This is a genomic window from Stenotrophomonas sp. YJH_SMC_43 (genome assembly GCF_059372535.1).
In genome coordinates, this window is the sequence record NZ_JCAFVQ010000002.1 from 669,354 (window position 1) to 694,032 (window position 24,679).

Annotated in this window: 22 protein-coding genes; 11 read left to right on the top strand and 11 right to left on the bottom strand. The window is 65.8% G+C overall.

Annotated features, from left to right (window positions below):
- Positions 1–56: 56 nt before the first annotated feature.
- Entirely contained in the window at positions 57–1,610 is a 1,554-nt protein-coding gene (locus AC5QAH_RS09375) for an MASE1 domain-containing protein (RefSeq protein ID WP_043400407.1), read from the bottom strand.
- Positions 1,611–1,934: 324 nt separating this feature from the next.
- On the opposite strand from AC5QAH_RS09375, the gene AC5QAH_RS09380 reads away from it, so the two are divergent.
- Positions 1,935–2,360 carry a hypothetical protein gene (locus tag AC5QAH_RS09380; protein WP_043400410.1) on the top strand — a complete coding sequence of 142 codons (426 nt, stop codon included), beginning with the start codon at positions 1,935–1,937 and terminating at the stop codon, positions 2,358–2,360.
- A 126-nt stretch (positions 2,361–2,486) separates the two neighbouring features.
- On the opposite strand, the gene AC5QAH_RS09385 is transcribed toward AC5QAH_RS09380, so the two are convergent.
- Positions 2,487–4,085, bottom strand: a complete 1,599-nt coding sequence (locus AC5QAH_RS09385; RefSeq protein WP_043400413.1) for an MASE1 domain-containing protein — start codon at positions 4,083–4,085, stop codon at positions 2,487–2,489.
- A gap of 196 nt (positions 4,086–4,281) precedes the next feature.
- On the bottom strand, positions 4,282–5,559 hold the full coding sequence (locus AC5QAH_RS09390) for an NAD(P)/FAD-dependent oxidoreductase (protein ID WP_049455535.1): 1,278 nt from the start codon (positions 5,557–5,559) through the stop codon (positions 4,282–4,284).
- A gap of 161 nt (positions 5,560–5,720) precedes the next feature.
- On the opposite strand from AC5QAH_RS09390, the gene AC5QAH_RS09395 reads away from it, so the two are divergent.
- From AC5QAH_RS09395 to AC5QAH_RS09405, 3 genes are all read left to right on the top strand, one after another.
- A complete protein-coding gene (locus AC5QAH_RS09395) occupies positions 5,721–6,482 on the top strand; it encodes a gamma-glutamyl-gamma-aminobutyrate hydrolase family protein (RefSeq protein ID WP_049455534.1) in 762 nt (253 codons plus the stop codon).
- The gene (locus AC5QAH_RS09400; protein WP_019337139.1) at positions 6,479–7,876 is read left to right on the top strand and encodes a glutamine synthetase family protein; all 1,398 of its coding nucleotides are present in this window, start codon (positions 6,479–6,481) and stop codon (positions 7,874–7,876) included. The genes AC5QAH_RS09395 and AC5QAH_RS09400 overlap by 4 nt, the downstream gene beginning before the upstream one ends.
- Positions 7,877–7,967: 91 nt before the next feature.
- Complete coding sequence (locus tag AC5QAH_RS09405) at positions 7,968–9,077, top strand: polyamine ABC transporter substrate-binding protein (RefSeq protein WP_049455533.1); 1,110 nt, start codon at positions 7,968–7,970, stop codon at positions 9,075–9,077.
- Between the two features lie 20 nt (positions 9,078–9,097).
- Here the strand turns inward: AC5QAH_RS09405 and AC5QAH_RS09410 are convergent, their stop codons facing one another.
- Entirely contained in the window at positions 9,098–10,522 is a 1,425-nt protein-coding gene (locus tag AC5QAH_RS09410) for a flavin-containing monooxygenase (RefSeq protein WP_043400424.1), read from the bottom strand.
- A 273-nt stretch (positions 10,523–10,795) separates the two neighbouring features.
- Between AC5QAH_RS09410 and AC5QAH_RS09415 the strand changes: the two genes are divergently transcribed.
- The 4 genes from AC5QAH_RS09415 to AC5QAH_RS09430 all read left to right on the top strand — a co-directional run bounded on the left by AC5QAH_RS09415 (position 10,796) and on the right by AC5QAH_RS09430 (position 15,128).
- The gene (locus AC5QAH_RS09415; RefSeq protein WP_010486163.1) at positions 10,796–11,932 is read left to right on the top strand and encodes an ABC transporter ATP-binding protein; all 1,137 of its coding nucleotides are present in this window, start codon (positions 10,796–10,798) and stop codon (positions 11,930–11,932) included.
- Positions 11,929–12,861 (top strand): ABC transporter permease subunit, encoded by a 933-nt coding sequence (locus AC5QAH_RS09420; RefSeq protein ID WP_049431291.1) that lies wholly within the window; start codon positions 11,929–11,931, stop codon positions 12,859–12,861. The genes AC5QAH_RS09415 and AC5QAH_RS09420 overlap by 4 nt, the downstream gene beginning before the upstream one ends.
- Positions 12,858–13,700: an ABC transporter permease subunit gene (locus tag AC5QAH_RS09425; protein ID WP_004151945.1), complete on the top strand. Its 843-nt coding sequence runs from the start codon at positions 12,858–12,860 to the stop codon at positions 13,698–13,700. The genes AC5QAH_RS09420 and AC5QAH_RS09425 overlap by 4 nt, the downstream gene beginning before the upstream one ends.
- Before the next feature lie 63 nt (positions 13,701–13,763).
- Entirely contained in the window at positions 13,764–15,128 is a 1,365-nt protein-coding gene (locus AC5QAH_RS09430; RefSeq protein ID WP_495232273.1) for an NAD-dependent succinate-semialdehyde dehydrogenase, read from the top strand.
- Between the two features lie 75 nt (positions 15,129–15,203).
- Here the strand turns inward: AC5QAH_RS09430 and AC5QAH_RS09435 are convergent, their stop codons facing one another.
- The 7 genes from AC5QAH_RS09435 to AC5QAH_RS09465 all read right to left on the bottom strand — a co-directional run bounded on the left by AC5QAH_RS09435 (position 15,204) and on the right by AC5QAH_RS09465 (position 21,134).
- Positions 15,204–16,226 (bottom strand): magnesium and cobalt transport protein CorA, encoded by a 1,023-nt coding sequence (locus AC5QAH_RS09435; RefSeq protein ID WP_019337144.1) that lies wholly within the window; start codon positions 16,224–16,226, stop codon positions 15,204–15,206.
- Between the two features lie 6 nt (positions 16,227–16,232).
- Positions 16,233–17,486, bottom strand: a complete 1,254-nt coding sequence (locus tag AC5QAH_RS09440) for a lipoprotein N-acyltransferase Lnb domain-containing protein (RefSeq protein WP_495232274.1) — start codon at positions 17,484–17,486, stop codon at positions 16,233–16,235.
- Entirely contained in the window at positions 17,483–18,364 is an 882-nt protein-coding gene (locus AC5QAH_RS09445) for a CorC family transporter (RefSeq protein ID WP_005408827.1), read from the bottom strand. The genes AC5QAH_RS09440 and AC5QAH_RS09445 overlap by 4 nt, the downstream gene beginning before the upstream one ends.
- 64 nt (positions 18,365–18,428) lie before the next feature.
- Positions 18,429–19,016 carry a hypothetical protein gene (locus tag AC5QAH_RS09450; protein ID WP_043400435.1) on the bottom strand — a complete coding sequence of 196 codons (588 nt, stop codon included), beginning with the start codon at positions 19,014–19,016 and terminating at the stop codon, positions 18,429–18,431.
- Positions 19,016–19,624, bottom strand: coding sequence for a membrane protein (locus AC5QAH_RS09455; RefSeq protein WP_043400438.1), 609 nt, complete (start codon positions 19,622–19,624; stop codon positions 19,016–19,018). Before AC5QAH_RS09455 ends, AC5QAH_RS09450 begins: the two co-directional genes overlap by 1 nt.
- Before the next feature lie 41 nt (positions 19,625–19,665).
- Positions 19,666–20,151 carry an rRNA maturation RNase YbeY gene (gene ybeY, locus AC5QAH_RS09460; protein ID WP_005408831.1) on the bottom strand — a complete coding sequence of 162 codons (486 nt, stop codon included), beginning with the start codon at positions 20,149–20,151 and terminating at the stop codon, positions 19,666–19,668.
- Complete coding sequence (locus AC5QAH_RS09465; protein ID WP_049455531.1) at positions 20,148–21,134, bottom strand: PhoH family protein; 987 nt, start codon at positions 21,132–21,134, stop codon at positions 20,148–20,150. The genes ybeY and AC5QAH_RS09465 overlap by 4 nt, the downstream gene beginning before the upstream one ends.
- Before the next feature lie 482 nt (positions 21,135–21,616).
- Here AC5QAH_RS09465 and AC5QAH_RS09470 point away from each other — a divergent pair, with 482 nt between their 5' ends.
- Genes AC5QAH_RS09470 through AC5QAH_RS09480 form a run of 3 tightly spaced genes read left to right on the top strand, consistent with a single transcriptional unit; the run spans position 21,617 to position 24,626 of the window.
- Positions 21,617–22,573 (top strand): HlyD family secretion protein, encoded by a 957-nt coding sequence (locus AC5QAH_RS09470; protein WP_019337149.1) that lies wholly within the window; start codon positions 21,617–21,619, stop codon positions 22,571–22,573.
- A 20-nt stretch (positions 22,574–22,593) separates the two neighbouring features.
- On the top strand, positions 22,594–23,517 hold the full coding sequence (locus AC5QAH_RS09475; RefSeq protein WP_010486131.1) for an ABC transporter ATP-binding protein: 924 nt from the start codon (positions 22,594–22,596) through the stop codon (positions 23,515–23,517).
- Complete coding sequence (locus AC5QAH_RS09480) at positions 23,514–24,626, top strand: ABC transporter permease (RefSeq protein WP_049455530.1); 1,113 nt, start codon at positions 23,514–23,516, stop codon at positions 24,624–24,626. The genes AC5QAH_RS09475 and AC5QAH_RS09480 overlap by 4 nt, the downstream gene beginning before the upstream one ends.
- The last annotated feature ends 53 nt before the right edge of the window (positions 24,627–24,679 follow it).

Below are 24,679 nucleotides of genomic sequence, written 5' to 3' on the forward strand. Positions count from 1 at the left end.
GGCGGTTTCGGGTGTAACTTTAGCGGCGAACGTTGCGCGCTGGGCCAGATTCCGTGTCAGGCCGCCGCTGGCGCCGCGTGGCTGATCGATTCATGCAGGACCAGTCGCAGCCGATTGCCCCGGCAGTTGACCTTGCCGCCGTAAGCAAGCATTCGACCGGCCAGGCGCTCGACGGCCTGGTCGGTGGTGCGTGCCGACAGCGTGCAACCACGGTCGAGCAGGCTCACGACAGCAACGATGCCGCGACGTCCGCCCGCCCGGCCACTTCGGGCACGCACGCAGACCTGCCCGGTCTCCAGCTCCAGCAGCAGTGACACCGCCTCGATCAAGGAGCGATAGATGGCCAGTTGCAGATCTACAGTCAGCAGACAAGGGTTACCCGCCAGCCTGGGCGGAATGACGCGATGCGTGTTGTTCCAGATCTCGCATGCGCCGCCTGCTTGCAGCGCGATGTACAACCCGACCTGCTCCAGCCCGGTGGGGTAGACCATGCTGGCCTGCTCGCGGAACAGACGTGAGTGCACGGATGACGCGTGTTGCAGGCTGTTCGCCACGGCATGATGACCCTGATCCTTCAGCCAGCTGACCATCTCGCTGAGCGAACTGTCCATGCCCTCGCCCAGATGCTTCAGATGGGCCGCGCGTTCACGCAGCTCACGCTCGCTGGTCTGGTGGGAACTGCGTGCCAGACGCAGGGCGTTCCGTTCAGCCTGCCAACGGGCTTGTGCGCGTTGATGGTGATAGCTGATGCTGGATCCGAGTGCGAGCAATGCGACGCTGATCACAGCCATGTTCTGTTGGGTGGCGAACGTACCGAGGTCGAAAGAGGAGGGCAGGCCGGTACTGGGCGTAGCGCCGTGAAGTGGGAGATTCAACAGCGGAATCGCGATGGCAGCGCCACGCCAGCCATGCATGAAGGTCAGGGCGATGGCAGGCAGAGCCGCCAGCAGGACAAGGTGTGTGCGGGTGGTATGGGCGCTGCTGTCTGTCAGTTGCATGCCCAACCCCAGTATCAGCATCGCCAGGATCGCCGCAGCTGTAGGCGCGACAAAGCGGGTGCTCCAACTGGGATCCACGTGCCGCTGCGCCCAAAGAAAGGCCAGTGGGAGCAGGGTAATGATGGCCGCGAAGTGGCCAAAGATCGTTCGGTCGACCGCGTCCAGCAGGTTGCTCGGCGGAGGATTCGACCAGAGGACATATGAAATGCTCAGGTTGAGAGCCGGGACGAACAGTGCCGTGCAGATCGACAACGACAGCAGCCAGAGGCCGGTGGCTGCCTCGGACGGCATTCTCCTTCGATGCAGGTAGACCACCAGCATCGCCATCGGCATCAGCAGTGTCGAAGCCAGAATGACCCAATCCAGGCCATAGGAGTCGATCATAGGAATGCGCAGCGTTGCGAAGTACGCATACTCGCCCAGCAGCAGGTAGGGCCACAGACGGGTCGGGACGATCAGCAGCGCCGCTGCCCGGATACCTGCGGGCAGGAAGAACTGATCCAGCGAGAACTGACGCGATATGAGGCAGCTGGCAGCATAGGTGGCGGCCAGCACAAGACCGACCGGACGGATCCGGAAGCTCAGCTCAATTGCCTTCTTGAATCGGTCCAAGCCTGAGCCTCCCATGCTCCGGGGCATCACGCCAAGCCCGATGTGGACACTATCTGTAGACGAAAGGACGTGCAATCTCTACGGGGGGCATAGGGCGCCCACAGGGTGCTGGTAGTTGGTTCCTGATCTTCCGCGGCGGACGCAGTTTTCCACATTGCATCCAGATGCGCGCTGCTATGTATCAAGAGGGCCCATAGACATATAGTGGTCCTTGAATGCCCAGGTGAGGCGAGGGTGCCGTGCGGCGGAGCATTGACGGCGGTGCCCGGCTCAACAGGGTGGGAGTTTCATCGTGCTCTTCGTTTTCTTTATCGAGGAAAAAAAATGCGAGTAACTAATGCTGGGGCGGTGTTGGGAGTGATCATCGCCGCTGGGCTGCCGATGGCGGTTTGGGCACAGTCTGACGATCACGGTATCCGTTTGAGCCGGCAGGGGCTGGGGGAGGCATTCCCTGCGACGGTCAATCTGAGCCAGGATCCTGCTTGGCAGGTCTACGGTTTCCAGCGTGATGGTATTTCCTATTTCCAGGTAAATGACCTCGCTGGTCGCATCCAGGTCATCATAGGCAACGCTGGTGGAGTTTTCTGGGCGCTCCCGGCCGGCAAGGCGCAGATACCTGTGTCGTTGCCAGGCCAGCCGTTGCCAGTACCAGGCAATGCAATCCGCTCGCTGGTCTATCGCGGAAATGGTTTCGTGTTGGTGCGCTACAGCGCCGGTACAAGTGCGGTCTGGGCCATCGAAACGCAGTAATCACTGGTCAGCAGGTGGCAAACATCACCTGTTGGTCAACCGTTCTCAGCCAAATCTCGGTCAGCCATGTGTCCGTTCACCGGCACGCCGGTGCGACTGTGGTCAGGCGTTCACCCGATTTTGAGCCTAGGCGGAAGATGCAACTCGGGCGCCAAATGAACTCCCTTCTTGCGACTCACGCAGTGTCGTGGTGCCAGGCTCCACCAGCACCATGACGATGCGGCTTTGGCGACAGTGAACGGACCCACCAAAGGCCAGCGCACGCCCGGCCAACCGCTCCCTGACGAGACTGACGGTTGTTGGGGACAATGCGCGATGCCGATCCAGCAGCGAGGCTGTCATGACGATTCCTCGCTGTTGTCCCGCGTTGACGCAGCGTGCCCGGACGATGACCTGCCCGGATTCGCACTTCAACAACAAAGAAACAGCATCGATGAGAGTCCGGTATGCCGTCAGCTGCAAGTCCAGGCTGAGACGGCAGGGATCACCGGCAAGGCGCGGTTCGGCTACGCGGTGCGTATTGACCCACGCCGAGCGCACGCCTCCGGCCTGCAGTGCAACATACAGACCCAACTGCTCAAGCGCAGTGGGATACACCAGGCTTGCCTGTTCGCGGAACAGCCGGGAGTGCACATTGGCTGTGTGAGTCAGGCTGTTGGCAATTGCGGAATGACCGTGGCTGTTGAGCCAGTTGATGACTTCCGAAAGCGACAGGTCGATGCCGTCACCCAGCTTGCGCAGGTGAATCGCGCGTTCGCGAAGATCTGACTCGCTCGCCAGGTGCGAGCTGCGCGCAAGGTTGATGGCGTTCTTTTCGCCCACCTCACGCAACTGATAGCGCCGACGAAAGTGGCTTATACGGGAGCCAAGCAGCAGTAGTGCTACTCCCGTGATGGCCATGATTTGCTGTGTGGTGAACGTTGCGGCATCAAAGGCTGCTGCATAGGGCTTTGGCGTTGTCAGGCCAATAATCAGATTCAGCATCGGTACGCCGACGGCCGCACCGCGCCAGCCATGCAGGCACGTGAGTGCGATCACGGGCAGCCCCATCAGTAACTGCAGGGACGTCCGGAGTGTACTGGCTTCGTTGGGAATCAACGATGCGGTAACGCCGAGCAATGTCATCAACAACAGGGCCACGGCGGTGGGGCCTGTGAAAATGGTCTTCCAGTGTGGTTCGGTGTTTCTCATTGCCCAAAGCAATGCGAGGGGAGTCACCGTAAGGATGGCAATGAAATCACCTACGCTGAAACGTGCTGCACGGGAAAGGAACGCAAGCGCCGAATCTGCGGGTGGCGTTGGCCAAAGCAGTTGGGAAAGGCTCACATTCAAGAGAGTGACCACGACGGAGGAAAGGAACGCGATGGCCAGAAGACGGGATGTGACCGAGTTCGCAAAAAAGCTGCGGGCCCAGCGGGTGATGAGCATTACTGCAGGCATCAGCACGCCTGACGCGAGGATGGCCCAGGCTGCGCCGTACTTTTCAACCATCGGCAATCGCATCTGCGCAAAGTAGGCGTACTCACCCAGCAGCAGATAAGGCCAGAACCGCGTTGGGCATAGCAGCACTGCAGCCACGCGAACGCCGGCAGGTAGGTAGAACTGATCAAGGGACAACTGGCGGGTGGCCCAACAGGCAATGGCATACAGCACAGCCAAGGCAAGTCCTGCCGGATGGATGCGCAACTTCAGCTGCAGGCCTTCATTCCACCAATTCAATCGCACTACCCCTTCACAGTACGTTCCCTGTCAGCATCCATTCGCCGCGGGACCCGGTTCGTGCCGACGGTATCGACACGCGTTCGATTATGCAATCTCCGCAGCGCAGCGCCGGGCAAGTGAGAAAATCATCACATGAATTCCCGTGGCGACGGGTTTCACAGTTTCCGAGGGAGCCAATTCAGGGTGATCCCTGATCAACTCACCACAACGCATCCCGCAGCTTGTACCACGACATCGCCGCCACCAGCAGCGGCGTGCGCAGCAGCCGGCCGCCAGGGAAGGGGGCATGCCGCAGGCGCTGGAACACATCCAGGCGCTCGCTCTGGCCTGCAATGGCAGCGGCGATCACCTCACCGGCCAGCCCGGCGGCGGCCACCCCATGGCCGGAGAACCCCTGCGCGAAGTACAGGTTGCCGTCCAGCCGGCCCCAATGCGGGGCGCGGTTGCGGGTAATGTCCACATAACCGCCCCAGACCTGCTCCAGCGCCACGTCGGCCAGCTGCGGGAACACCTGGTGCATGCGCCGCTGCATCACCCCGCGCAGGCCGGGCGGGGGCAGTGCTGAATAGCTGGCACGGCCACCAAACAGCAGGCGGTGGTCGTGGCTGAGACGGAAGTAGTCCAGTGCCCAGGCGGTGTCGGCCACGGCCATGTTGTTGCCGATCAGGGCATGGGCGCGCTCGGCACCCAGCGGCGCGCTGGCGCCGATATAGGTGCCGACCGGCATGATCCGCCGTTCCAGCTCGGGCAGCAGGCCCTGCAGCCAGGCGTTGCCGGCCACCACCAGATGCGCGGCGCGCACGCTTCCCTGCGCGGTATGCAGGGTGGGCTGCGGTCCGAGCTGCACGCGGGTCACTGCGGAGTTCTCGTGGATCACCGCGCCGGCCGCACGCGCCGCATCGGCCAGTCCGCGGGCATAGGCCAGGGGCTGCAGATGCGCGCTGAGCGGATCGAACATCGCGGCGCGGTAGCGCGGGCTGTCCAGCTGTGCGCGCAGGGCATCACGGTCCCACCACTGCATGGGGTAGTCGTAGTGGCGTTGCAGATGCTCGCAGTTGGCCCGCAGGTCGCGCTCATGGCGTTCGCGGATCGCGACGCTGGCGTGGCCTTCCACCCAATGGCAGTCGATGCCGTGGCGATCGATGCGTGTGCGCATTGCCTGCACCGCGTCGCGTGACCAGTCGAACAGGTGGCGCGCATCATCACGACCGAGCTGACGCTCCAGCTCGTCCACCTCGCAGCCATAGCCGACCAGCGCCTGGCCACCGTTGCGACCGGACGCGCCCCAGCCGATCCGCTGCGCGTCCAGCACCACCACGCGCTGGCCGCGCGTAGCCAGTTCAAGTGCGGCGGTCAGGCCGGTATAACCCGCGCCGAGCACTGCGACATCGGCCTGCACATCCCCCCGCAACGAGGGCAGTGCGGGCGGTTCGGGCAGGCTGGCGGCGTACCAGCTGGGCGGGAAGGCGGCGCTCACCGCGGGCCTCGCGGGCGCAGTGCGGGAGGGGGGAGCGGGAGAGGACGATCAGCATTCACCCGCGTAGTTTCGCCGATGCGTGACAGCCATGGTGTGACGGCGACGACTTGCCGCCCTCGGCGGGCGACGGGTAACGTGTCGGCACGTCAAGGAGTTTTTCCATGCGCCGCCTGCCCTGGGTGGGCCTGCCCACCGACAGTACCGTGCTCGGCCATCACCGCTTCGCGGTGGCCGGCGAGAAGTACGTGCGCGCGCTGGCCGAGTCCGCCGAAGTGACCCCGGTGGTACTGCCGAGCCTGCAGCCTCCTTTGCCGGCTGGCGACTGGCTGCAGGGGCTTGATGGCCTGCTGTTGACCGGCGCGGTCAGCAACATCGAACCGCAGCACTACGAGGGCGGTCGCAGCTGGCCGGGCAATCCGCATGACCCGGCCCGTGATGCCAATGCGTTCGCGTTGCTGCGTGAGGCTTTGGCGCAGGATCTTCCGGTACTGGCGATCTGCCGCGGCTTCCAGGAACTGAACGTCGCGCTGGGTGGCAGCCTGCATCCGCAGGTGCATGCGGTGCCGGGCCTGTCCGATCATCGCGAAGACCCGCAGGCGCCGGTGGAGGTGCAGTATGGGCCGGCCCATGCGATCACCCTGGCTACCGATGGCTGGTTGGCGCAGTGGCACGGCAGTGACCGGGCGCAGGTCAATTCGGTGCACGGGCAGGGCATTGCCCGCCTCGCGCAGGGTCTGCAGGTCGAGGCCGTGGCTGATGATGGACTGGTCGAGGCGGCGCGCAGCCTGCACCATCGTTTCGTGCTCGGCGTACAGTGGCACCCGGAGTGGCGTGTCATGCAGGCGCCGTTCTATCACGCTATTTTCCGTGCGTTCGGCCAAGCTTGCCGGCAGCACCAACAGAACCGACTGGATTCCCGATGAGTTCCCGAACGCGCCCGCGCAAGACGGCCACGCCCCCCGCACCGCAGGAAAGCAGCCTGCTGCGCTGGCTGAAGGAGCGGCGCATCACCGAGGTCGAATGCCTGGTGCCGGACATCACCGGCAACGCGCGCGGCAAGATCATTCCCGCCGACAAGTTCTCGCACGACTACGGTACGCGGCTGCCCGAAGGCATCTTCGCCACCACCGTCACCGGCGAGTTCCCTGATGACTACTACGAGCTGACCTCGCCGTCGGACTCGGACATGATGCTGCGCCCCGATCCGGACACGGTGCGCATGGTGCCGTGGGCGGCCGATGCCACCGCGCAGGTCATCCACGATTGCTACACGAAGAACGGTGAGCCCCACGAACTGGCACCGCGCAATGTGCTGCGCCGGGTGCTGGCAGCCTACGCCGAGCTGGGCCTGCGCCCGGTGGTGGCGCCGGAGCTGGAGTTCTTCCTGGTGCAGAAGAACACCGACCCGGACTTCCCACTGCTGCCACCGGCCGGCCGCTCCGGGCGCCCGGAAACCGCGCGGCAGTCGTACTCGATCGACGCGGTCAACGAATTCGACCCGATCCTCGACCTGATGTACGACTACGCCGACGCGATGAAGCTGGACGTGGACACGCTGATCCACGAATCCGGCGCAGCGCAGCTGGAGGTGAACTTCACCCACGCCGATGCGATGGACCTGGCCGACCAGGTGTTCCTGTTCAAGCGCACCATGCGCGAGGCAGCGATGCGCCACGGGGTGTATGCCACCTTCCTGGCCAAGCCGATGGAGAACGAGCCGGGCAGCGCCATGCACATCCACCAGAGCCTGGTGCGGGTGAGCGATGGCAGCAATGTGTTCGCCGGCGAGACCCATGCCGAAGGCGAGTTCAGCCCGGTGTTCGGCCACTACCTGGGCGGCCTGCAGAAGTACGTGCCGCAGGCAATGGCGTTCTTCGCGCCGAATGTGAATTCCTATCGGCGACTGGTGTTCGGCGAGGTCTCGCCGAGCAACGTGCACTGGGGCTATGACAACCGCACCTGCGGGCTGCGCGTGCCGCTGGACACGCCTGAGAACATGCGCGTGGAAAGCCGCTTCGCCGGCTCCGACGCCAACCCCTACCTGGCGATGGCCGCGACCCTGGCCTGCGGCCTGCTGGGCATCCGTGAGCGGCTGGCACCGGATGCACCGGTGACCGGCAGTGCCAAGGAACTGGGCTACAACCTGCCGCGCTCGCTGGGCGAAGCGCTGGACGGGCTGGAGCAGTGCAGCGAGCTGCAGGCGCTGCTGGGCGAGCGCTTCTGCCGCGCCTACATCTCGGTCAAGCGCAAGGAATACGAGACCTTCTTCCGCGTCATCAGCTCGTGGGAGCGCGAGTTCCTGCTGCTGAACGTCTGAGCATCTGGAATAGAATAATCCGCCGCCGGGGGGTAGGCTGGCACCCGTTGCCGGCCCCGCCGGCCCCCCTTTCCGCATTCTGGAGCACCCGATGAAGCTGCGTATCCTCACGCTCGGCCTGGCCTCCGCCATGCTCGCCGCCTGCAGCGGTGGCAACGGCGGCGCGCAGGACAGCCAGGTCCTGAACGTCTACAACTACAGCGATTACATCGCCGAGGACACCATCCCGACCTTCGAGAAGGAGAGCGGCATCAAGGTGACCTACGATGTGTTCGACAGTGATGAGATGGTCGAGACCAAGCTGCTGGCCGGCAACAGCGGCTACGACGTGGTGGTGCCGACCCTGAACTTCTTCGGTCGTCAGATCCAGGCCGGCGTGTTCCTGCCGCTGGACAAGAGCAAGATCCCGAACCTGGCCAACCTCGACCCGGCGGTGATGAAGCGCATCGCCACCCAGGACCCGGGCAACCAGTACGGCGTGCCGTACATGATCGGTACCACCGGCATCGGCTACAACGTGGAGATGCTGAAGCAGCGCTTTGGCGGCAGCACCGATATCGCCAACAGCTGGGACCTGGTGTTCAAGCCGGAGAACATCAGCAAGATGAAGGACTGCGGCGTGACCATCCTGGACACGCCGGCGGACATGATTCCGATCGCGCTGCATTACCTGGGTCTGGACCCGCACAGCGGTGACCCGGCCGAGCTGCAGAAGGCGGCCGACCTGCTGAAGTCGATCCGCCCGTACGTGCAGAACTTCCACTCCTCGCAGTACGTGGGGTCGCTGGCCAATGGCGGCACCTGCCTGGTGGTCGGCTGGTCGGGTGACATCATCCAGGCCCGCGACCGCGCCGAGGAAGCCAGCAATGGCGTGCACGTGGCCTATTCGATCCCGAAGGAAGGCGCCCCGCAGTGGTTCGACATGCTGGCGATCCCGAAGGATGCCAAGCACCCGGACGCCGCGTACGCGTTCATCAACTATCTGCTGCAGCCGAAGGTTGCCGCGGCCAACACCAACTTCATCCACTACGCCAACCCGGTGCCGACTGCGACCCCGCTGGTGGATGAGGCGATCCGTACCGACCCGACCATCTACCCGCCGGCCGATGTGGCCGAGAAGATGTTCACGTACTCGATCAACACGCCGGAGACCGACAAGCTCTACACCCGGTTGTGGACCGAGGTGAAGACCGGCCGTTAAGCCGGTCTGGCGCCGCCGGGTCATGCCCGGCGGCTCCCTTGCCCTGCGCCGGAACCGGTACTCCCGCTTCGGCCCAGGTGCCGCAGGATGGCCGGCAGCAGGTCGCGTGCATCACGGCCGCCGTTGCACAGGAACGATGAACTCATCCGCTGCAGGTTGTGCATGCCGATGAAGAACAGCCCCGGCTGCGGGGAAACGCCGAAGTCGCCAAGCGGATAGCCCTGTGCATCCAGCGCGCCCTGCACGTCGAGCCAGGGCCATTCGGCGACGAAGCCGGTGGCCAGCACCACCGAACGAATGCCTGCGGCCTGCAGATCCAGCGCGCATGGCGACGGTTCCGGCTCCCAGTGCAGATAGACCTCTTCGGGAATGTAACGGGCATCGTCGGTGCGCGGTTCGGGCCGCGTGGCGTAGTACGCGCTGGCCAGCGAATCGAGATAGGCATACTCGGCCCGAGTGGCCTCGATCGCGGTGCGCAGCTGCGGGCGGACATCGGCAAAGCGGGCGGTGTTTCCACTGAATTCCTGCAACCGGCCCAGCAACCTGATACCTGCGCGGTGCATCGCCAGCAGGCTGATCGAGCTGCCCCGGCCGCCGCTTCCCTTGCCCGAGATCAGCGGAAACTCCGCAGTGCGGGCCCTGCGCAGCGCATCCGGTTCTCCGGCCAGTACGGCGGCCGCTTCACTCACATGCTGGTGGATGCGCCCGGCCATGTCCCACCAGGTCATCGAGTCCTTGCCGCGCAGCCGGCGGGTGTGCGAGTGACGCTGGGCCAGTGACCAGTACACGCTGCGACCGCTGTCGCGCAGGTCCTGGGCGATCTGCGCGCCGGACTGGCCGCCGCCGATGACCAACACCGCGCCCTCGGGTAGCAGGCCGGGACTGCGGTAGTCGCTGGAGTGCAGCACGGTGAGGCCTGGTGCGGGCGCGAATGGGACCCGGGGCATCCGCGCGCGACGGTATTCACCGGTGGCGACCACCACCGTCTGGGCGTGGATCGGCCCCTCGCTGCTGTCGATGGCATAGCCACCGGACTCGGGCCCGACCCGGTGGACCACGCACCCCTCGCTGATCGGCAGGGAACGCTCGTGGGCATACTCGCGGAGGTGCCGGATCACCTCCGGGGCGCCCATGAAGCCTTCCGGGTCATCGCCGGCATAGGCATGACCGTGCAGGGCCATCGTCGCGTTGGCGGTGTTTGTCTGGAACGACTCCCAGCGCCGTTGCCAGCTGGCGCCCACGGTTTCGGCCTCCAGCACGCGATGCTCGACGCCGGCCTCCTGCAGGAGCGCGCTGAGCGACAACCCGGCCTGGCCGGCGCCGATGATGACCAGTGGCAGCCTTGCGGGCAGGGAGCCCGGCAGGCGGGGCGGGAAGGGGGAGGGGGAGGGGCTGTCCGGGGGAATCACCAGTGTGGGTCCATGCAAGGCCTTGATCCGAGGCATTGCGCGGGGAATGTCCTTGGCTTTCAACGGATCCCGTTCTGAAAAATGTTGCAGATCGGGCTGCCGCCCGTGGTGTCTGGTCGGGACGGCCGCCCGGGCGTCGAAGAGAGCCCGGGCCTTCCGGCGGACAGGCCAGCATGGCGGGGGAAAACCGACACCCCTCGAGGCCCCGAGGCCGGCCAGCGGCCGCTTCCACCTGCTCCCGTCATATCCCCTGCAGCCCCCGGCCGGTAGAATGGCGGCCGCTGTCCACCGCCCGCTCCCGGAGCCCCCATGCCCGTTGAAGCCCAGCCGGTAGCCGCCGTCGTCGACACGACCGGTGCGCCCGGCTATCTCTCCATTCGTGATTTGCGCAAGGAATTCGACGGTTTCGTCGCCGTCGACGACGTCAATCTGGACGTGCGCAAGGGCGAGATCTTCGCCCTGCTCGGTGGCTCCGGCAGTGGCAAATCGACCCTGCTGCGCTGCCTCGGCGGCTTCGAGACGCCCACCAAGGGCAGCATCACCCTCGATGGCCAGCGCCTGGACGCGCTGCCGCCGTACCAGCGGCCGGTCAACATGATGTTCCAGTCCTACGCCCTGTTCCCGCACATGACGGTCGAGCAGAACATCGCCTTCGGCCTGAAACAGGATGGCCTGGGCAAGGACGCGATCAGCAAGCGCGTCGGCGAGATGCTCGACCTGGTGCAGATGGGCCACCTGGGCAAGCGCAAGCCGCACCAGCTCTCCGGCGGCCAGCAGCAGCGCGTGGCGCTGGCGCGGTCGCTGGCCAAGGGGCCGAAGCTGCTGCTGCTGGACGAGCCGATGGGCGCGCTGGACAAGAAGCTGCGCTCGCAGATGCAGCTGGAACTGGTCAGCATCATCGAATCGTCGGGCGTGACCTGCGTGATGGTCACCCACGACCAGGAAGAAGCGATGACCATGGCCACCCGCATCGCGGTGATGGATGCCGGCTGGATCCAGCAGGTCGGCAAGCCGGACGAGGTCTACGAGCAGCCGGCCAACCGCTTTGTCGCCGAGTTCATCGGTTCGGTCAACCTGTTCGACGGGGTGATCGACGAGGACCTGCCCGAGTACGTCACCGTGCGCTCGCCGCTGTTCCCGGCGCCGATCTACATCGCCCATGGCATCACCGGCTATGAAGGGCAGCCGGTCGCGTTCGCGCTGCGCCCGGAGAAGGTGATGATCGGCAAGGACGAGCCGGAAGGGCACACCAACAAGGCCCAGGGTGTGATCGAGGACATCGCCTACTTCGGCAGCCATTCGGTCTACCACGTGCGCCTGCCCAGCGGTGCCAAGGTGCTGGCCAACTTCGCCAACTCGCAGCGCTGGGCCAGCGATGGCCTGACCTGGGGCGACAGTGTGTGGGTGCACTGGCGCGACAACGACGGCGTGGTGCTGACCTCATGAGCACGGCCGGCCTGAAGCGCTGGCTGCCGGGGCTGCGTGCCACGGTGATCGGCATTCCGTACCTGTGGCTGCTGCTGTTCTTCGCAGTGCCGTTCCTGATCGTGCTGATGATCAGCTTCTCGCTCAGCCGGGTCGGCTCGCCGCCGTACACTTGGCTGCTGCAGTACGTGGATGGCGGCTTCTCGCTGAAGCTGAACCTGGAAAACTACCTGGCGCTGTTCCGCGATTCGATCTATGCGCAGGCCTTCCTGAGCTCGATCAAGATCGCGGCGATCTCCACCTTCCTGACCCTGCTGATCGGCTACCCGATGGCCTATGCCATCGCCCGCCTGTCACCGGCCGCACGCAACGTGGCGATGATGCTGGTGGTGCTGCCGTCGTGGACCTCGTTCCTGATCCGCGTGTACGCGTGGAAGGCGATCCTGGACCGCAACGGCCTGCTCGACCAGTTCCTGCAGTTCACCGGCCTGCAGTCGCTGATGACCAGCCTCGGCCTGCCCAAGCTGCAGCTGATCGATACGCCGACTGCCGCCTACATCGGCATCGTCTACTGCTACCTGCCGTTCATGGTGCTGCCGTTGTACGCCAACCTGGTCAAGCATGACCACCGGCTGCTGGAAGCGGCCTACGACCTGGGTGCCAAGCCGTGGCAGGCGTTCCTGCGCATCACCCTGCCGTTGTCGAAGGCGGGCATCATCGCTGGCTGCATGCTGGTGATGATTCCGGCGATCGGTGAATTCGTGATCCCGGAAATGTTGGGCGGCTCGGAGACGCTGATGGTCGGCCGCCAGCTGTGGAACGAGTTCTTCAACAACCGTAACTGGCCGGGCGCCTCGGCGATGGCGGTGGCAATGATCCTGTTGCTGCTGGTCCCGATCCTGCTGTTCAACCGTTCCCAGCAGCGCCTGCTGGAAGGGAAGCAGGCATGAGCCCGCGTACCGCCAAGGGCCTGGGGCTGGGCGTGCTGCTGCTCGGCTTCGCCTTCCTGTACCTGCCGATCCTGCTGTTGATGTTCTATTCGTTCAACAGCTCGCGGCTGGCGATGGTCTGGGCCGGGTTCTCCACCCGCGCCTACAGTGACCTGTTCGCCGACCGCGCGCTGATGGATGCGATGTGGACCAGCCTGGTGGTCGCGTTCTGGACCGCCTGCACGGCTACCGTGCTCGGCACGCTGGCGGCGATGGTGATGACCCGCTTCAAGCGCTTCCGTGGCAAGCCACTGTTCGGTGCACTGGTGACCGCACCGCTGGTGATGCCGGATGTGATCCTGGGCTTCTCGCTGATGGCGCTGCTGGCCTCGATGGGGGCGATTCCCGGGTTCCCGGCGCGTGGCCTGACCACGATCTGGATCGCGCACGTCACCTTCACCCTGTGCTTTGTCACCGTGGTGGTGTCCTCGCGCCTGCAGGAAATGGACCTGTCGCTGGAAGAAGCGGCGATGGATCTGGGCGCAAGCCGATTGACCGTGTTCGGCCGCATCACCCTGCCGATCATCGCGCCGGCGCTGGTGGCGGGCTGGCTGCTGGCCTTCACCCTGTCGCTGGATGACGTGGTCGTGGCCAGCTTCGTCGCCACGCCGGGCTCGACCACGCTGCCGATGAAGGTGTTCGCTTCGGTGCGCATGGGCATCAGCCCGAAGATCAACGCACTGGCCACGCTGCTGGTGTCGGCGGTGTCGATCGCCGCGGTGATCGGCTGGTACATCAATGCGCGTGCGGAGAAGCGGCGCCAGCGCGATCTGCAGCTGGCGCGGCAGGACAACGGCTGATCCGGCAACACCCGGCTCACGGCCGGCGGCGCACAATGGGAGTCTTCCAGATGGAGATCCCCCATGACCGTCGAGATCATCAACCCGGCCACCGGCCAGGTGACCTACCGCCATGAACTGATGGGTGCAGCCGACATCGAGCAGCGCCTGCAGGCCGCTGCCGATGCCTTCCCCGGCTGGGTTGATCACTCGCTCCAGGACCGCGGCGCCATTCTCCGCCAGATTGCCGCGCAGCTGCGCGCCCGTCGCGATGACCTGCAGCAGGCGATGACCCACGAGATGGGCAAGCTCAAGGCCGAGGCGCTGGCCGAGGTCGACAAGTGCGCTGCCGCCTGCGAGTACTACGCCGACCACGCGGCAGACTATCTCGAGCCGCAGTTGATCGACACCGAAGCCCAGCGCAGCTACGTGCGCTACGAGCCGATCGGCTGCGTGTTCGCGGTGATGCCGTGGAATTTCCCGATCTGGCAAGTGTTCCGTTTCCTGGCCCCGGCGTTCATGGCTGGCAACGTGGCCCTGCTCAAGCACGCCAGCAACGTGCCGCAGTGCGCCGACCTGATCCTGGCGGTGTGCCGTGACGGCGGCCTGCCCGATGGCGTGTTCGATGTACTGCACATCGACAACGACCAGGCCGCCGAGGTGCTGCGCGACGCGCGGGTGAAGGCGGTGACGCTGACCGGCAGCGAGCGGGCAGGGCGCTCGATCGCTTCCAATGCCGGCAGCCAGCTGAAGAAGTCGGTGATGGAGCTCGGCGGCAGCGATGCCTTCGTGGTGCTCGATGATGCCGACCTCGACAAGACCGTGGCCGCGGCAGTGAAGTCACGCTTCGACAACAGCGGCCAGACCTGCATCGCGGCCAAGCGCTTCATCGTGGTCGATGCGGTGGCCGATGAATTCACCCGTCGCTTCGTGGAAGCGGCGGGCGAGCGCCAGTATGGCGACCCTGACGAGCGCGGCACCACGCTGGCGCCGATGGCGCGCGCCGACCTGCGCGACGAACTGCACAAGCAGGTGCAGGCCAGCGTCGCCAAGGGCGCGCGCGTGCTGATCGGTGGCGAGCCGATTGCCGGCACGCATGCCGGCTATCCGGCCACCGTGCTCGACCAGGTGGGTCCTGGCATGCCGGCATACGATGAGGAACTGTTCGGGCCGGTGGCGGCGGTGATCCGGGTCAAGGATGAAGCTGAGGCGCTGCGCGTTGCCAACGACACCCGTTTCGGCCTGGGCGGCAGCGTGTGGACGCGCGACGCGGTGCGCGGCGAAGGCTTTGCCCAGCGGATGGAATGCGGTGCGGCGTTCGTCAACGCCATCGTCAAGAGCGACGCGCGGTTGCCGTTCGGTGGCAGCAAGCAGTCCGGTTTCGGTCGCGAACTGGCCGACCATGGCATCCATGAGTTCATGAACATCAAGACTGTCTACGTGGCTTGATGGACCATCCAATGCGCCACGACCAACGGTCGTGGCCTACCGGCCTGATGGGTATCGACCGTTGGTCGATACGATCTACAACCACTTCGCGCGCTTGAACAGCCGGTACAAGCCCACGCACACACCGCCCACGCCAACGATCATCAGCGGGTACGACCACGGTTCACTCAGCTCGGGCATGTGGCTGAAGTTCATGCCGTACCAGCTGGTGATCAGCGTCGGCGCCGCCAGCAGCGCCGCCCATGCACCCAGCCGCTTGACCGTCTCGCCCTGCGCCAGCGTCACCAGCGACAGGTTCACGCTCAGTGCGGTGCCCAGCATCTCGCGAAGGGTGTCGATCACATCGCTGATGCGTACCGCGTGGTCGTGCACGTCGCGGATGTACAGCTTCACCTCGTCGGGGATCAGTTCGCCCTGATAGCGACGCAGCTGTGCCAGCACGTCCTGCAGCGGCGCCACCGCCATGCGCATCTTGTTCAGTTCGCGCTTGAGCTCGTACAGCCGCACCACGGTGCTGCGCTTGTAGGTGTCGGCGAAGATGTCCTTTTCGAGCAGGTCCAGGGTGTCGCGGAAGCGGTGCACGATGGGCAGGTAGTTGTCGACCACGAAGTCGGTCACCGCATACAGGCAGTACGACGGGCCCATTTTCAGCAGCTGGGGCTCGCGCTCGACCCGCGCGCGTACCGGGGCGTAGGACAGCGAAGCGCCATGGCGCACCGTCACCAGAAAGCGTGGGCCGAGGAAGGCGTGGGTTTCGCCGTACTGGATGCGCTCGTCGACCATCTGCGCGGTCGTCACCACCACGAACATCGAATTGCCGTAGGTCTCGACCTTGGGCCGCTGGTGCGCATTGCGCGCATCCTCGATGGCCAGGTCGTGCAGGCAGAACTCTTCCTGCAATTTCAACAGCACATCGTCATTGGGGTCGTACAGGCCGACCCAGACGAAGCCATTGCCACCGGCAATGACATCGCTGATGGCGTCCAGGGTGATGTCGTGGCGTTTGCCCTCGTCATCGTAGTGGACGCAGTTGATGACGCAGGCGGGGTTGGCCGAGGCGGGCGCGGCAGCGGAGGCGGGCAATGACATGCCCGCCATCGTGCGTCAGGGCTGTGTTTTGGACAAGTGAGGAGTACGCCCCAGCACCCATGCCAGCGCGACGTGGACGGGCAGCAGCAGCACGATCCACTGCACGTTGTACTGCGCCTGCAGGCTCAGCCAGTGCAGCACCAGCGCGGCCACCGCCTGTACCGCCAGCAGCCACAGTACGATCCTGAACATGCGGCCCGGCACGCGCCGGCGCAGCAGGCTGATCGCCCCGGGCAGCAGCAGCACCGCCAGCGGCGAAAGCAACAGCAGGTTGCGATTGGCCCACGCGGCGTAGTGGATGCTGAAGCCCCACAGGAACACCAGCACGCCGCCGAACAGGGCACACAGCAGCCAGAACGGCAGCGCCAGCCCGGCCAGCAGGCGCGGACGGCGGCGCAGCGCCAGCACGCCGCCGGCCACGATCAGCCCGAGCAGCAGCCACGGCCACCAGCGGCGCGCGAATTCCTTCGGCTCCGGATCGATACGGTGCGGCAGCAGTTCCTGTTCGGACTGCACCAGCGGACGGCCATCGCTGTTACGTGCCTGGCGCAGCGCATCGGCCAGGCGCATCGGTACGAAGGCTTCCTGCCAGCGCGACAGCGGCTGGTCGGCGAACGGCCCCAGGCCTACATCGAAGCCCAGCCACATCCAGGGTGCCGGCGAGGCCAGGCGCACCGATTCACTGCGGTAGGTGTTGCCGCGCGAGCGCCCCGACAGCTGCGACTGCAGGCCGCCGCCGAGTGCCTTGTCCACCGTGTCGCGCACCATCGTGGCGCAGTTGGCGGTGTAGTAGTCGTAGTGGTAACGCGCGTTTTCCGGCTTGGCCCGTTCGGCCAGATCGGCAGCGAGCGTACGTGCCTGGTCGGGGCGCAGGTCCAGCCACTGCACGCTGGCGCCACGGCCGGTCTCGTCGTAGTAGGACAGATCCTGCTGCAGCGGTAGCGCCACCAGGTAATACATCATGTCGCCGCGTGCGAAGCGGCTGATGAAATCGTCCTCGGACGGGTCGAAGTAGCCGAAGTTGTACGAGGTCGCCTCACCGCTGACCGGATCAAGCACCACGATGGCGTCATGGCCGAAGCGTTCGAAGAACACCGTGCCCGGCTGCATGGTGACCACGCCGATGCGCGGGGCGGGGGCTTCAGTACTGGCGGGCGCCGTAGCGGCAGGCGGGGCCGCCGCCGGCTGCGCGAACGCGGCCAGCGGCAGGGCCATGGTCAGCACGCACAGTGCCAGCCACACCATGAGGATCAGGCCGCGGCGCTTCAAGCGTCGTCCTGCGCGTCCGGCGGCAGCACGGTCACGTGGAAGGCCTGTACCCGGCGCGCGTCGGCGCGGGCCACGCGGAACATGAAACGGTCCAGCGCCAACTCGTCACCGACTTCCGGCAGATGGCCCACGGCCTCGGTGACCAGGCCACCGATGGTGTCGTAGTCCTCGTCGGAGAACGTCGCGCCGAATCGCTCGTTGAAGTCGCCGATCGGGGTCAGCGCGTCGACCACGTACTGGCCGTCGGACTGGATCGCGATCTGCGCCGAGGGATCTTCAGCTTCGTCATGCTCGTCGTCGATCTCGCCGACGATCTGTTCCAGCACGTCCTCGATGGTGACCAGGCCGGCGACACCGCCGTACTCGTCCACCACGATGGCCATGTGGTTGCGCGACAGGCGGAATTCCTTCAGCAGCACATTGAGCTTCTTCGCCTCCGGGATCAGCACCGCCGGGCGCAGCAGCTCGCGCACGTTGGCCGGGCCGTTGTCGGCAACCACGCCGCGCAGCAGGTCCTTGGCCAGCAGGATGCCAAGGATGTCGTCCTTGTTCTCGCCGTGCACCGGGAAGCGTGAATGACCGGATTCGACCACCTGCTTCATCAGTTCCAGGAAGGGCGCCTCAACCGGCAGCGAGACCATCTGCGAGCGCGAAATCATCACGTCGCCCACGGTCAGCTCGGCGACCGAAATGGCGCCTTCCATCATCTTCAGGGTATCGGCGGCGATCAGACCCTCTTCCTGCGCGGTGTGCAGGACAGCGACCAGCTCGTCGCGGGTATGGGGTTCGCCGGAGAAGGCGGAGGTCAGGCGTTCAAGCCAGCCGCGCTTCTTTTCACTGTGCTCCGCAGGGGAGCTACTACTGTCGTCTTCTGACATCTCTGGAAAAAAGGCACCCGGCAGGCCGGGCGTTGGCCCAAGTCTAGCAGGATGTGACGGCCTGTCAGTGACTGCCGGTGGCCGGGGCAGGGGCGGCCGGGGCCGGCTCCTCCTCGGGCAGGTCCAGGCTGTAGGTGCAGCCGGCCAGGGTCTTGCCCGGGTGGGAGGCCACGGTGGAGACGCTGAGGATGATCGACTCGATCTGGGCCTCGCCGGTCTTCGGGTCGGTCACGTCGCGGCTGACCAGCTCGCGGCCGGCCATGAACTTGCCGTCCTGGTCGTAGCCGGTCTCCAGCGCCAGGCGCTTGGCCAGCGGGCGTGGGTCGGCCTGGTCGAGCACCGCCATGATGCTGGCGCCGGCCACGGCCACCCGCTCGGTGCTCATGCCGAACACGCTGATCGGTTGGGCCAGGCGGAACTCACTCATGAACTGGTTGCCCTGTGGCAGCGGCTGCAGGCCCTGGGCCACGGCCTTCAGCGGGTCGGCCAGCAACGGCGCCAGCGCGGCCTGATCGGCCACGCCTTGGCGGCATTCGATCAGCGCCGGCAGGTCCAGGCTGGAAGCGAAGGCGGATGGGACCGCAAGGGCACACAGCAAAGGCAGGCAGCAGCGCAGTGACACGGGCGGTTTCCGCAGGCGAAGGGCCGCCATCATAGCTCCGGTGAGCGCCTGAACAGCCCGGTGAGAAGGCGCAGGAATCCGGTCATCGCCCGTCGCGCGACCATCAGTGAGAGGGTCAGCACGACCGCAAGCATGGCGATCTGCATCGATTGCCCCGCGATGCGCGCCACTGCCGGCCACAGGCCCGGGCTGGTCAGCCAGGGCATCAGTTCCGATGCGGCTGTCCTGGCCACTTTCATGTAGATCACGGCCAGCACGAACAGCACCAGCAACGAGGTGCGGCTGGCATGGAAGAACGGGAGTGCGTTGACCGGCGTGCCAAGCCGCTGCTGCAGCAGCGTTCGCCACAGCACCGGCAGGGTCAGGGCACCGACCAGTATCAGCACCATCGATGTTTCCCACAGCCCGGGCAGGTGGGCGGGTTCCGCTCTACCCGTGAGGTGGGGGCCGATCATGCCGGTCGCCAGCCCAGCCAGCAGGCACAAAGGCGAGAGCAGGGCCAGGCTGCCCAGCAGCCAATGCCTGCCGGCGGGTTCACGAGCGCTGAGGCGACGCACGGTGTACGCGCCCAGCATCAGCAGGCCGGCGAACAGGCCCGCGCTCATCGCAAACGTCGTGAAGCTGTTTCCCGGAGTCATCCTTGATCCCCTTGTAGTCGTGGCGACGGGCGGTGGCCCGCTCAGCGCTCGCCCGCGTATGGGTCGTCGATGCCCAGCTCGGCCAGGATCTCCCGTTCCAGCTGCTCCATCGCCTCGGCTTCCTTGTCGTCCTCGTGGTCCCAGCCGAGCAGGTGCAGCACGCCGTGCACGGTCAGGTGCGCGTAGTGGGCATTGAGCGCCTTGCCCTGTTCGTCGGCCTCGCGTGCCACGACCGGTGCACAGATCACCAGGTCACCGAGCAGCGGGAACTTGACGCCCTTGGGCAGGCCTTCGGGTACTTCGGCCGGGAAGCTGAGCACGTTGGTGGCGTAGTCCTTGCCGCGGTAGTGGCGGTTCAACGACTGTCCTTCCTTGGCATCGACCACGCGGATGGCCAGATCGGCCTCGCGGATGCGGCCCTTCAACGCGGCGGCCACCCACTTGCGGAAGCTCACTGCCGCCGGCAGGCCGGCACGCGGCAGGGCATAACTGACGGCGACGTCCAGTCGCACGGGACCACGGGTCATGGAGTTGCTCCAGGTTGGATCTGATGCAGGTCGCGGCGGTCGTAGGCGCTGACGATGCGTGCGACCAGCGGGTGGCGGACCACGTCACGGGATTCGAAGAAGGTGAAGCTCACGCCCTCGACCTCACGCAGCACGTCGATGGCGTCGCGCAGGCCGGACTTCACATGCTTGGGCAGGTCGGTCTGGGTCAGGTCACCGGTGACCACCGCAGTGGAGCCGTAACCCAGGCGGGTCAGGAACATCTTCATCTGCTCGATGGTGGTGTTCTGTGCTTCGTCCAGGATCACGAACGCATCGTTGAGCGTGCGGCCGCGCATGTAGGCCAGCGGTGCGATCTCGATGACGTTCTTCTCCAGCAGCTTGACCACCTTCTCCACGCCCATCATCTCGTACAGGGCGTCGTACAGCGGTCGCAGGTAGGGGTCGACCTTCTGGCTCAGGTCGCCGGGCAGGAAGCCCAGCTTCTCGCCGGCCTCCACCGCCGGGCGCACCAGGATCAGGCGCTGCACCCGCGATTCATTCAGTGCTTCGACCGCGCTGGCCACGGCCAGGAAGGTTTTGCCGGTTCCGGCCGGGCCGATGCCGAAGTTGATGTCGTGGGTGGCGATCTGGTGCAGGTAGCGGCCCTGGTTTGCGCCGCGGCCGCGCACCGTGCCGCGCTTGACCTTGATCGTCACGTCCTGCGCTTCATAGGAGCGCTCGGCGATCTGCTCGACATTGGCCTGCGCCAGGCGCAGGTGGATGGCGTGGTTGTCGAAGGTGGTTTCGCCGGCTTCGGCGTACAGCGCTTCAACCAGCTTCTGCGCCTCGACGATGGCTTCTTTGGGCCCGCTGATGCGGAACACGAAGCCACGATTTGCGATCTCCACGCCGAGCTTCAGCTCGATCTGGCGCAGGTGCCCGTCGAAGGGGCCGCACAGGTTGGCCAGTCGCTCGTTGTCTTCCGGCGACAGGGTGAAGTCTCGATGATCGATGCTTTTCATTGCTTGGGGTGGGGCCGACGCCTTCCACCGCAGTGTATTCAGGGAGGACAAGGGTAGCGCGCGTGCGGGGCACACGGCCAGCAGACGGTCGATACAGCGTTTTCCACACCCGGTGTGGACGGGGCACGCGGAAACCTGTGGATAGACCTCTGCGATGCTTGTGCCACAAGGCCCATGAGGTCCTGGTGAAAAAAGCGTCATGGCCGTTCGTCGCTGCGGCAGCACTGCCACGGGTGGCCTGTACGGGGTCATTCATCGTGATGGCAGTGCAGGTTTCGTTGCCGGGCGAGCAACAAAGCCACGTCCCTGCGGATTTCCACAGCGGTTGTGGAATGATGCCGAATCAACCTGTGGATAGGTGGTGCGGAGCCTTGCGGCAAAAGGCTTGCCCACGTGTGGTGAAAAAACCGTCAGGGCTGATCGGAATCATTGAGGGTGCACGGGGCACATGGCACCGTGTCGCCGTCGCAGGAGGGGATGGCATGGGCATCGGCAACGGGATGCGTGGAATCGGACTGGCGGGCATCGGCCTGCTGGCGGGGTGTGGGCAGTCAACGCCGACTGCACTGGGCACGCTGGAATGGGACCGGATCACGGTGCCGGCGCCGGCGGCCGAAGTCATCGCCACGGTGGAGGTGCGCGAGGGACAGCAGGTCAAGGCCGGGGCCGTGCTGATGCGCCTGGACCCGGCGCGGGGAGACGCGCAGTTCGCCGCGGCTCAGGCTGATGCGGCGCGTGCGCAGGCCCAGCTGGAAGAACTGCAGATCGGTCCACGCCAGGAGCAGATCGCGCAGGCCCAGGCGCAACTGGCCGCGTTGCGCGCACAGGCTGCCGAAGCAACTGCCTATTACCGACGTGTCCAGCCGTTGGCACGGCAGCGCCTGATTGCCGCCGCTGAACTGGATCGTGCACGCGCCGCTGCCGGCAATGCCGAGGCCAGCGCGCGTGCTGCCGAGCAGGCCTGGCTGGAGCGGGTGCACGGCAGCCGTGTGCAGGATATCGCCCAGGGCCAGGCGGCCGCGGATGCCGCACAGGCACAGCAGGTGGTGCAGGGCGTCAACCTGCAGAAGCTGCAGCTGCGCGCACCGCGCGACGGCGTGGTCGATGCCTTGCCTTACCGGCAGGGGGACCAGGCGCCGGTCGGCGCGCCGCTGGCGGTGATGCTGGTCGGCGAGCGCCCCTATGCACGCGTCTACCTGCCGCAACCGCTGCGCCTGCAGGTCAAGGTCGGACAGGCCGCGCAGATACAGCTGGAGGGAGGCAGCACGGTGCTGACGGGGCACGTGCGTGCGATCCGCAGTGAGCCGTCGTTCACGCCGTACTACGCACTGACCGGTGATGACGTCGAGCGCCTGAGCTATCTGGCCGAGATCGAAGTGGACGGGAACAGCGACATGCAGAAGCTGCCAGCGGGCCTTCCGGTACAGGTGCGCTTCTGAACACCGGTGCGGACATCGCGGTGCACGCGCAGGGCCTGACCCGCCGCTTCGGCGATCTGCTGGCCGTGGACAATGTCGACCTGACCGTGCCGCGTGGCCAGGTCTATGGCTTCCTGGGGCCGAACGGATCGGGCAAGTCGACCACCATCCGCATGCTGTGCGGCCTGCTGGAACCGAGTGCCGGGCAGATCGAGGTGCTGGGCCTGGCGGTTCCCGAGCAGGCCGAAGCACTGCGCCGGCGCATCGGCTACATGACCCAGCGCTTCTCGTTGTATGAAGATCTTTCGGTACGCGAGAACCTGGAATTCCTCGCCGCCATCCAGGATCTGCCACGCGCGCAGGCCCGGCAGCGGGTCGACGAACTGCTGCAGCAGTATCGTCTTCTGGACAGGCAGCCGCAGCTGGCCGGCACCCTCAGTGGTGGCCAGAAGCAACGCCTGGCGTTGGCCGGTGCCGTCGTGCACGCTCCGGAGCTGCTGTTCCTGGACGAGCCGACCAGCGCAGTCGATCCGGAATCGCGCCGCGATTTCTGGGAGGCCCTGTTCGAACTGGCCGATGCGGGCACCACCGTGCTGGTCTCGACCCACTACATGGACGAGGCCGAGCGCTGCCACCGCCTGGCGATCCTTGATCGTGGCGCGCTGGTGGCCGACGGCACGCCGGCCGAACTGTGCGCACGGCTGGAAGGGCGCACGCTGCAGGTCACCGCGTCGCAGCCGCGCCTGGCCAGCCGCGCACTGGCCGATCTGCCCGGCGTGCTCAGCGTGGCGCAGATCGGCACCCATCTGCGCGTGCTGTGCAATGAGGGAGCGGCGGACATCGCAGTGCTGGGCCGTGCGCTGGCCAGTGCTGACCCGCAGGCCAGCATCGAGAAGGTGGCACCGAACCTGGAAGACGTGTTCGTGGCCGCCACCCGTGGTCGTGGCCGGGAGCCGGCGGAATGAACCTGCGCCGGCTGTGGGCGATCATGCTCAAGGAACTGCGGCAGCTACGGCGCGACCGCATCACGCTGGCGATGATCGTCGGCATTCCGGTGATGCAGCTGCTGCTGTTCGGCTATGCGATCAATCTCAACCTGCGTCACCTCGACGCCGGTGTCGCCGATCAGGCCAACAGTGCCGCCTCGCGCGCGCTGGTGCAGGACATGGTCGCCACCGGCGTGATCACGCCGCGCAGCGAGGCGTACACGCCCGACCAGCTGATGCAGGCGCTGCGCCGTGGCGAGATCAGTGTCGGCATCGTGGTGCCGGCCGACTTCGAGCGTCGCCGCTTCGACGGTCGCGAAGCAGTGCAGGTGCTGGTCGATGGCAGCGACACCGTGGTGCAGAGCGCAGCGATCCAGCTGGCGCAGGTGCCGCTGGACACGCGTCCGACCAGCAACACGCGTCCCCTGCGCGAAGGCAGCATCGCCAGTGGTCCTATCAGCGTGACCAGCTTCTACAACCCGCAGCGGCGCTCGGCGGTGAACATCGTGCCGGGCCTGATCGGGGTGATCCTGACCATGACCCTGGTGATGTTCACGGCCGTGGCGGTGGTGCGCGAACGCGAGCGCGGCAACATGGAGCTGCTGATCGCCACGCCGGTGTCGCGCAGCGAACTGATGGTGGGCAAGGTGCTGCCTTATGCAGCGATTGGCCTGCTGCAGACCACGCTGGTGCTGATGCTGGGCACCTGGCTGTTCCAGGTGCCGATCCGCGGCAGCCTGCTGGACATCTACCTGGCCGCAGTACTGCTGGTGCTGGCCAACCTCGCACTGGGCCTGCTGATTTCCACGCGCGCGCGCTCGCAGTTCCAGGCGATGCAGATGACGTTGTTCCTGTTCCTGCCGTCGATCCTGCTGTCGGGCTTCATGTTCCCGTTTGCGGGCATGCCGCGGCCGGTGCAATGGCTGGCGGAAGTGCTGCCGCTGACCCACTTCCTGCGGCTGGTGCGCGGCATCATGCTGCGCGGCGCCTCGCTGTGGGAGCTGTGGCACGACGCGCTGGCGCTGCTGGCCTTCATCGTGGTGATGATGACGCTGGCGATCCTGCGCTTCCGCAAGCGATTGGATTAAGGCCTGTCATTCGGTAGTGCCGGCCGCTGGCCGGCATCATTTCCGGTGGGTGC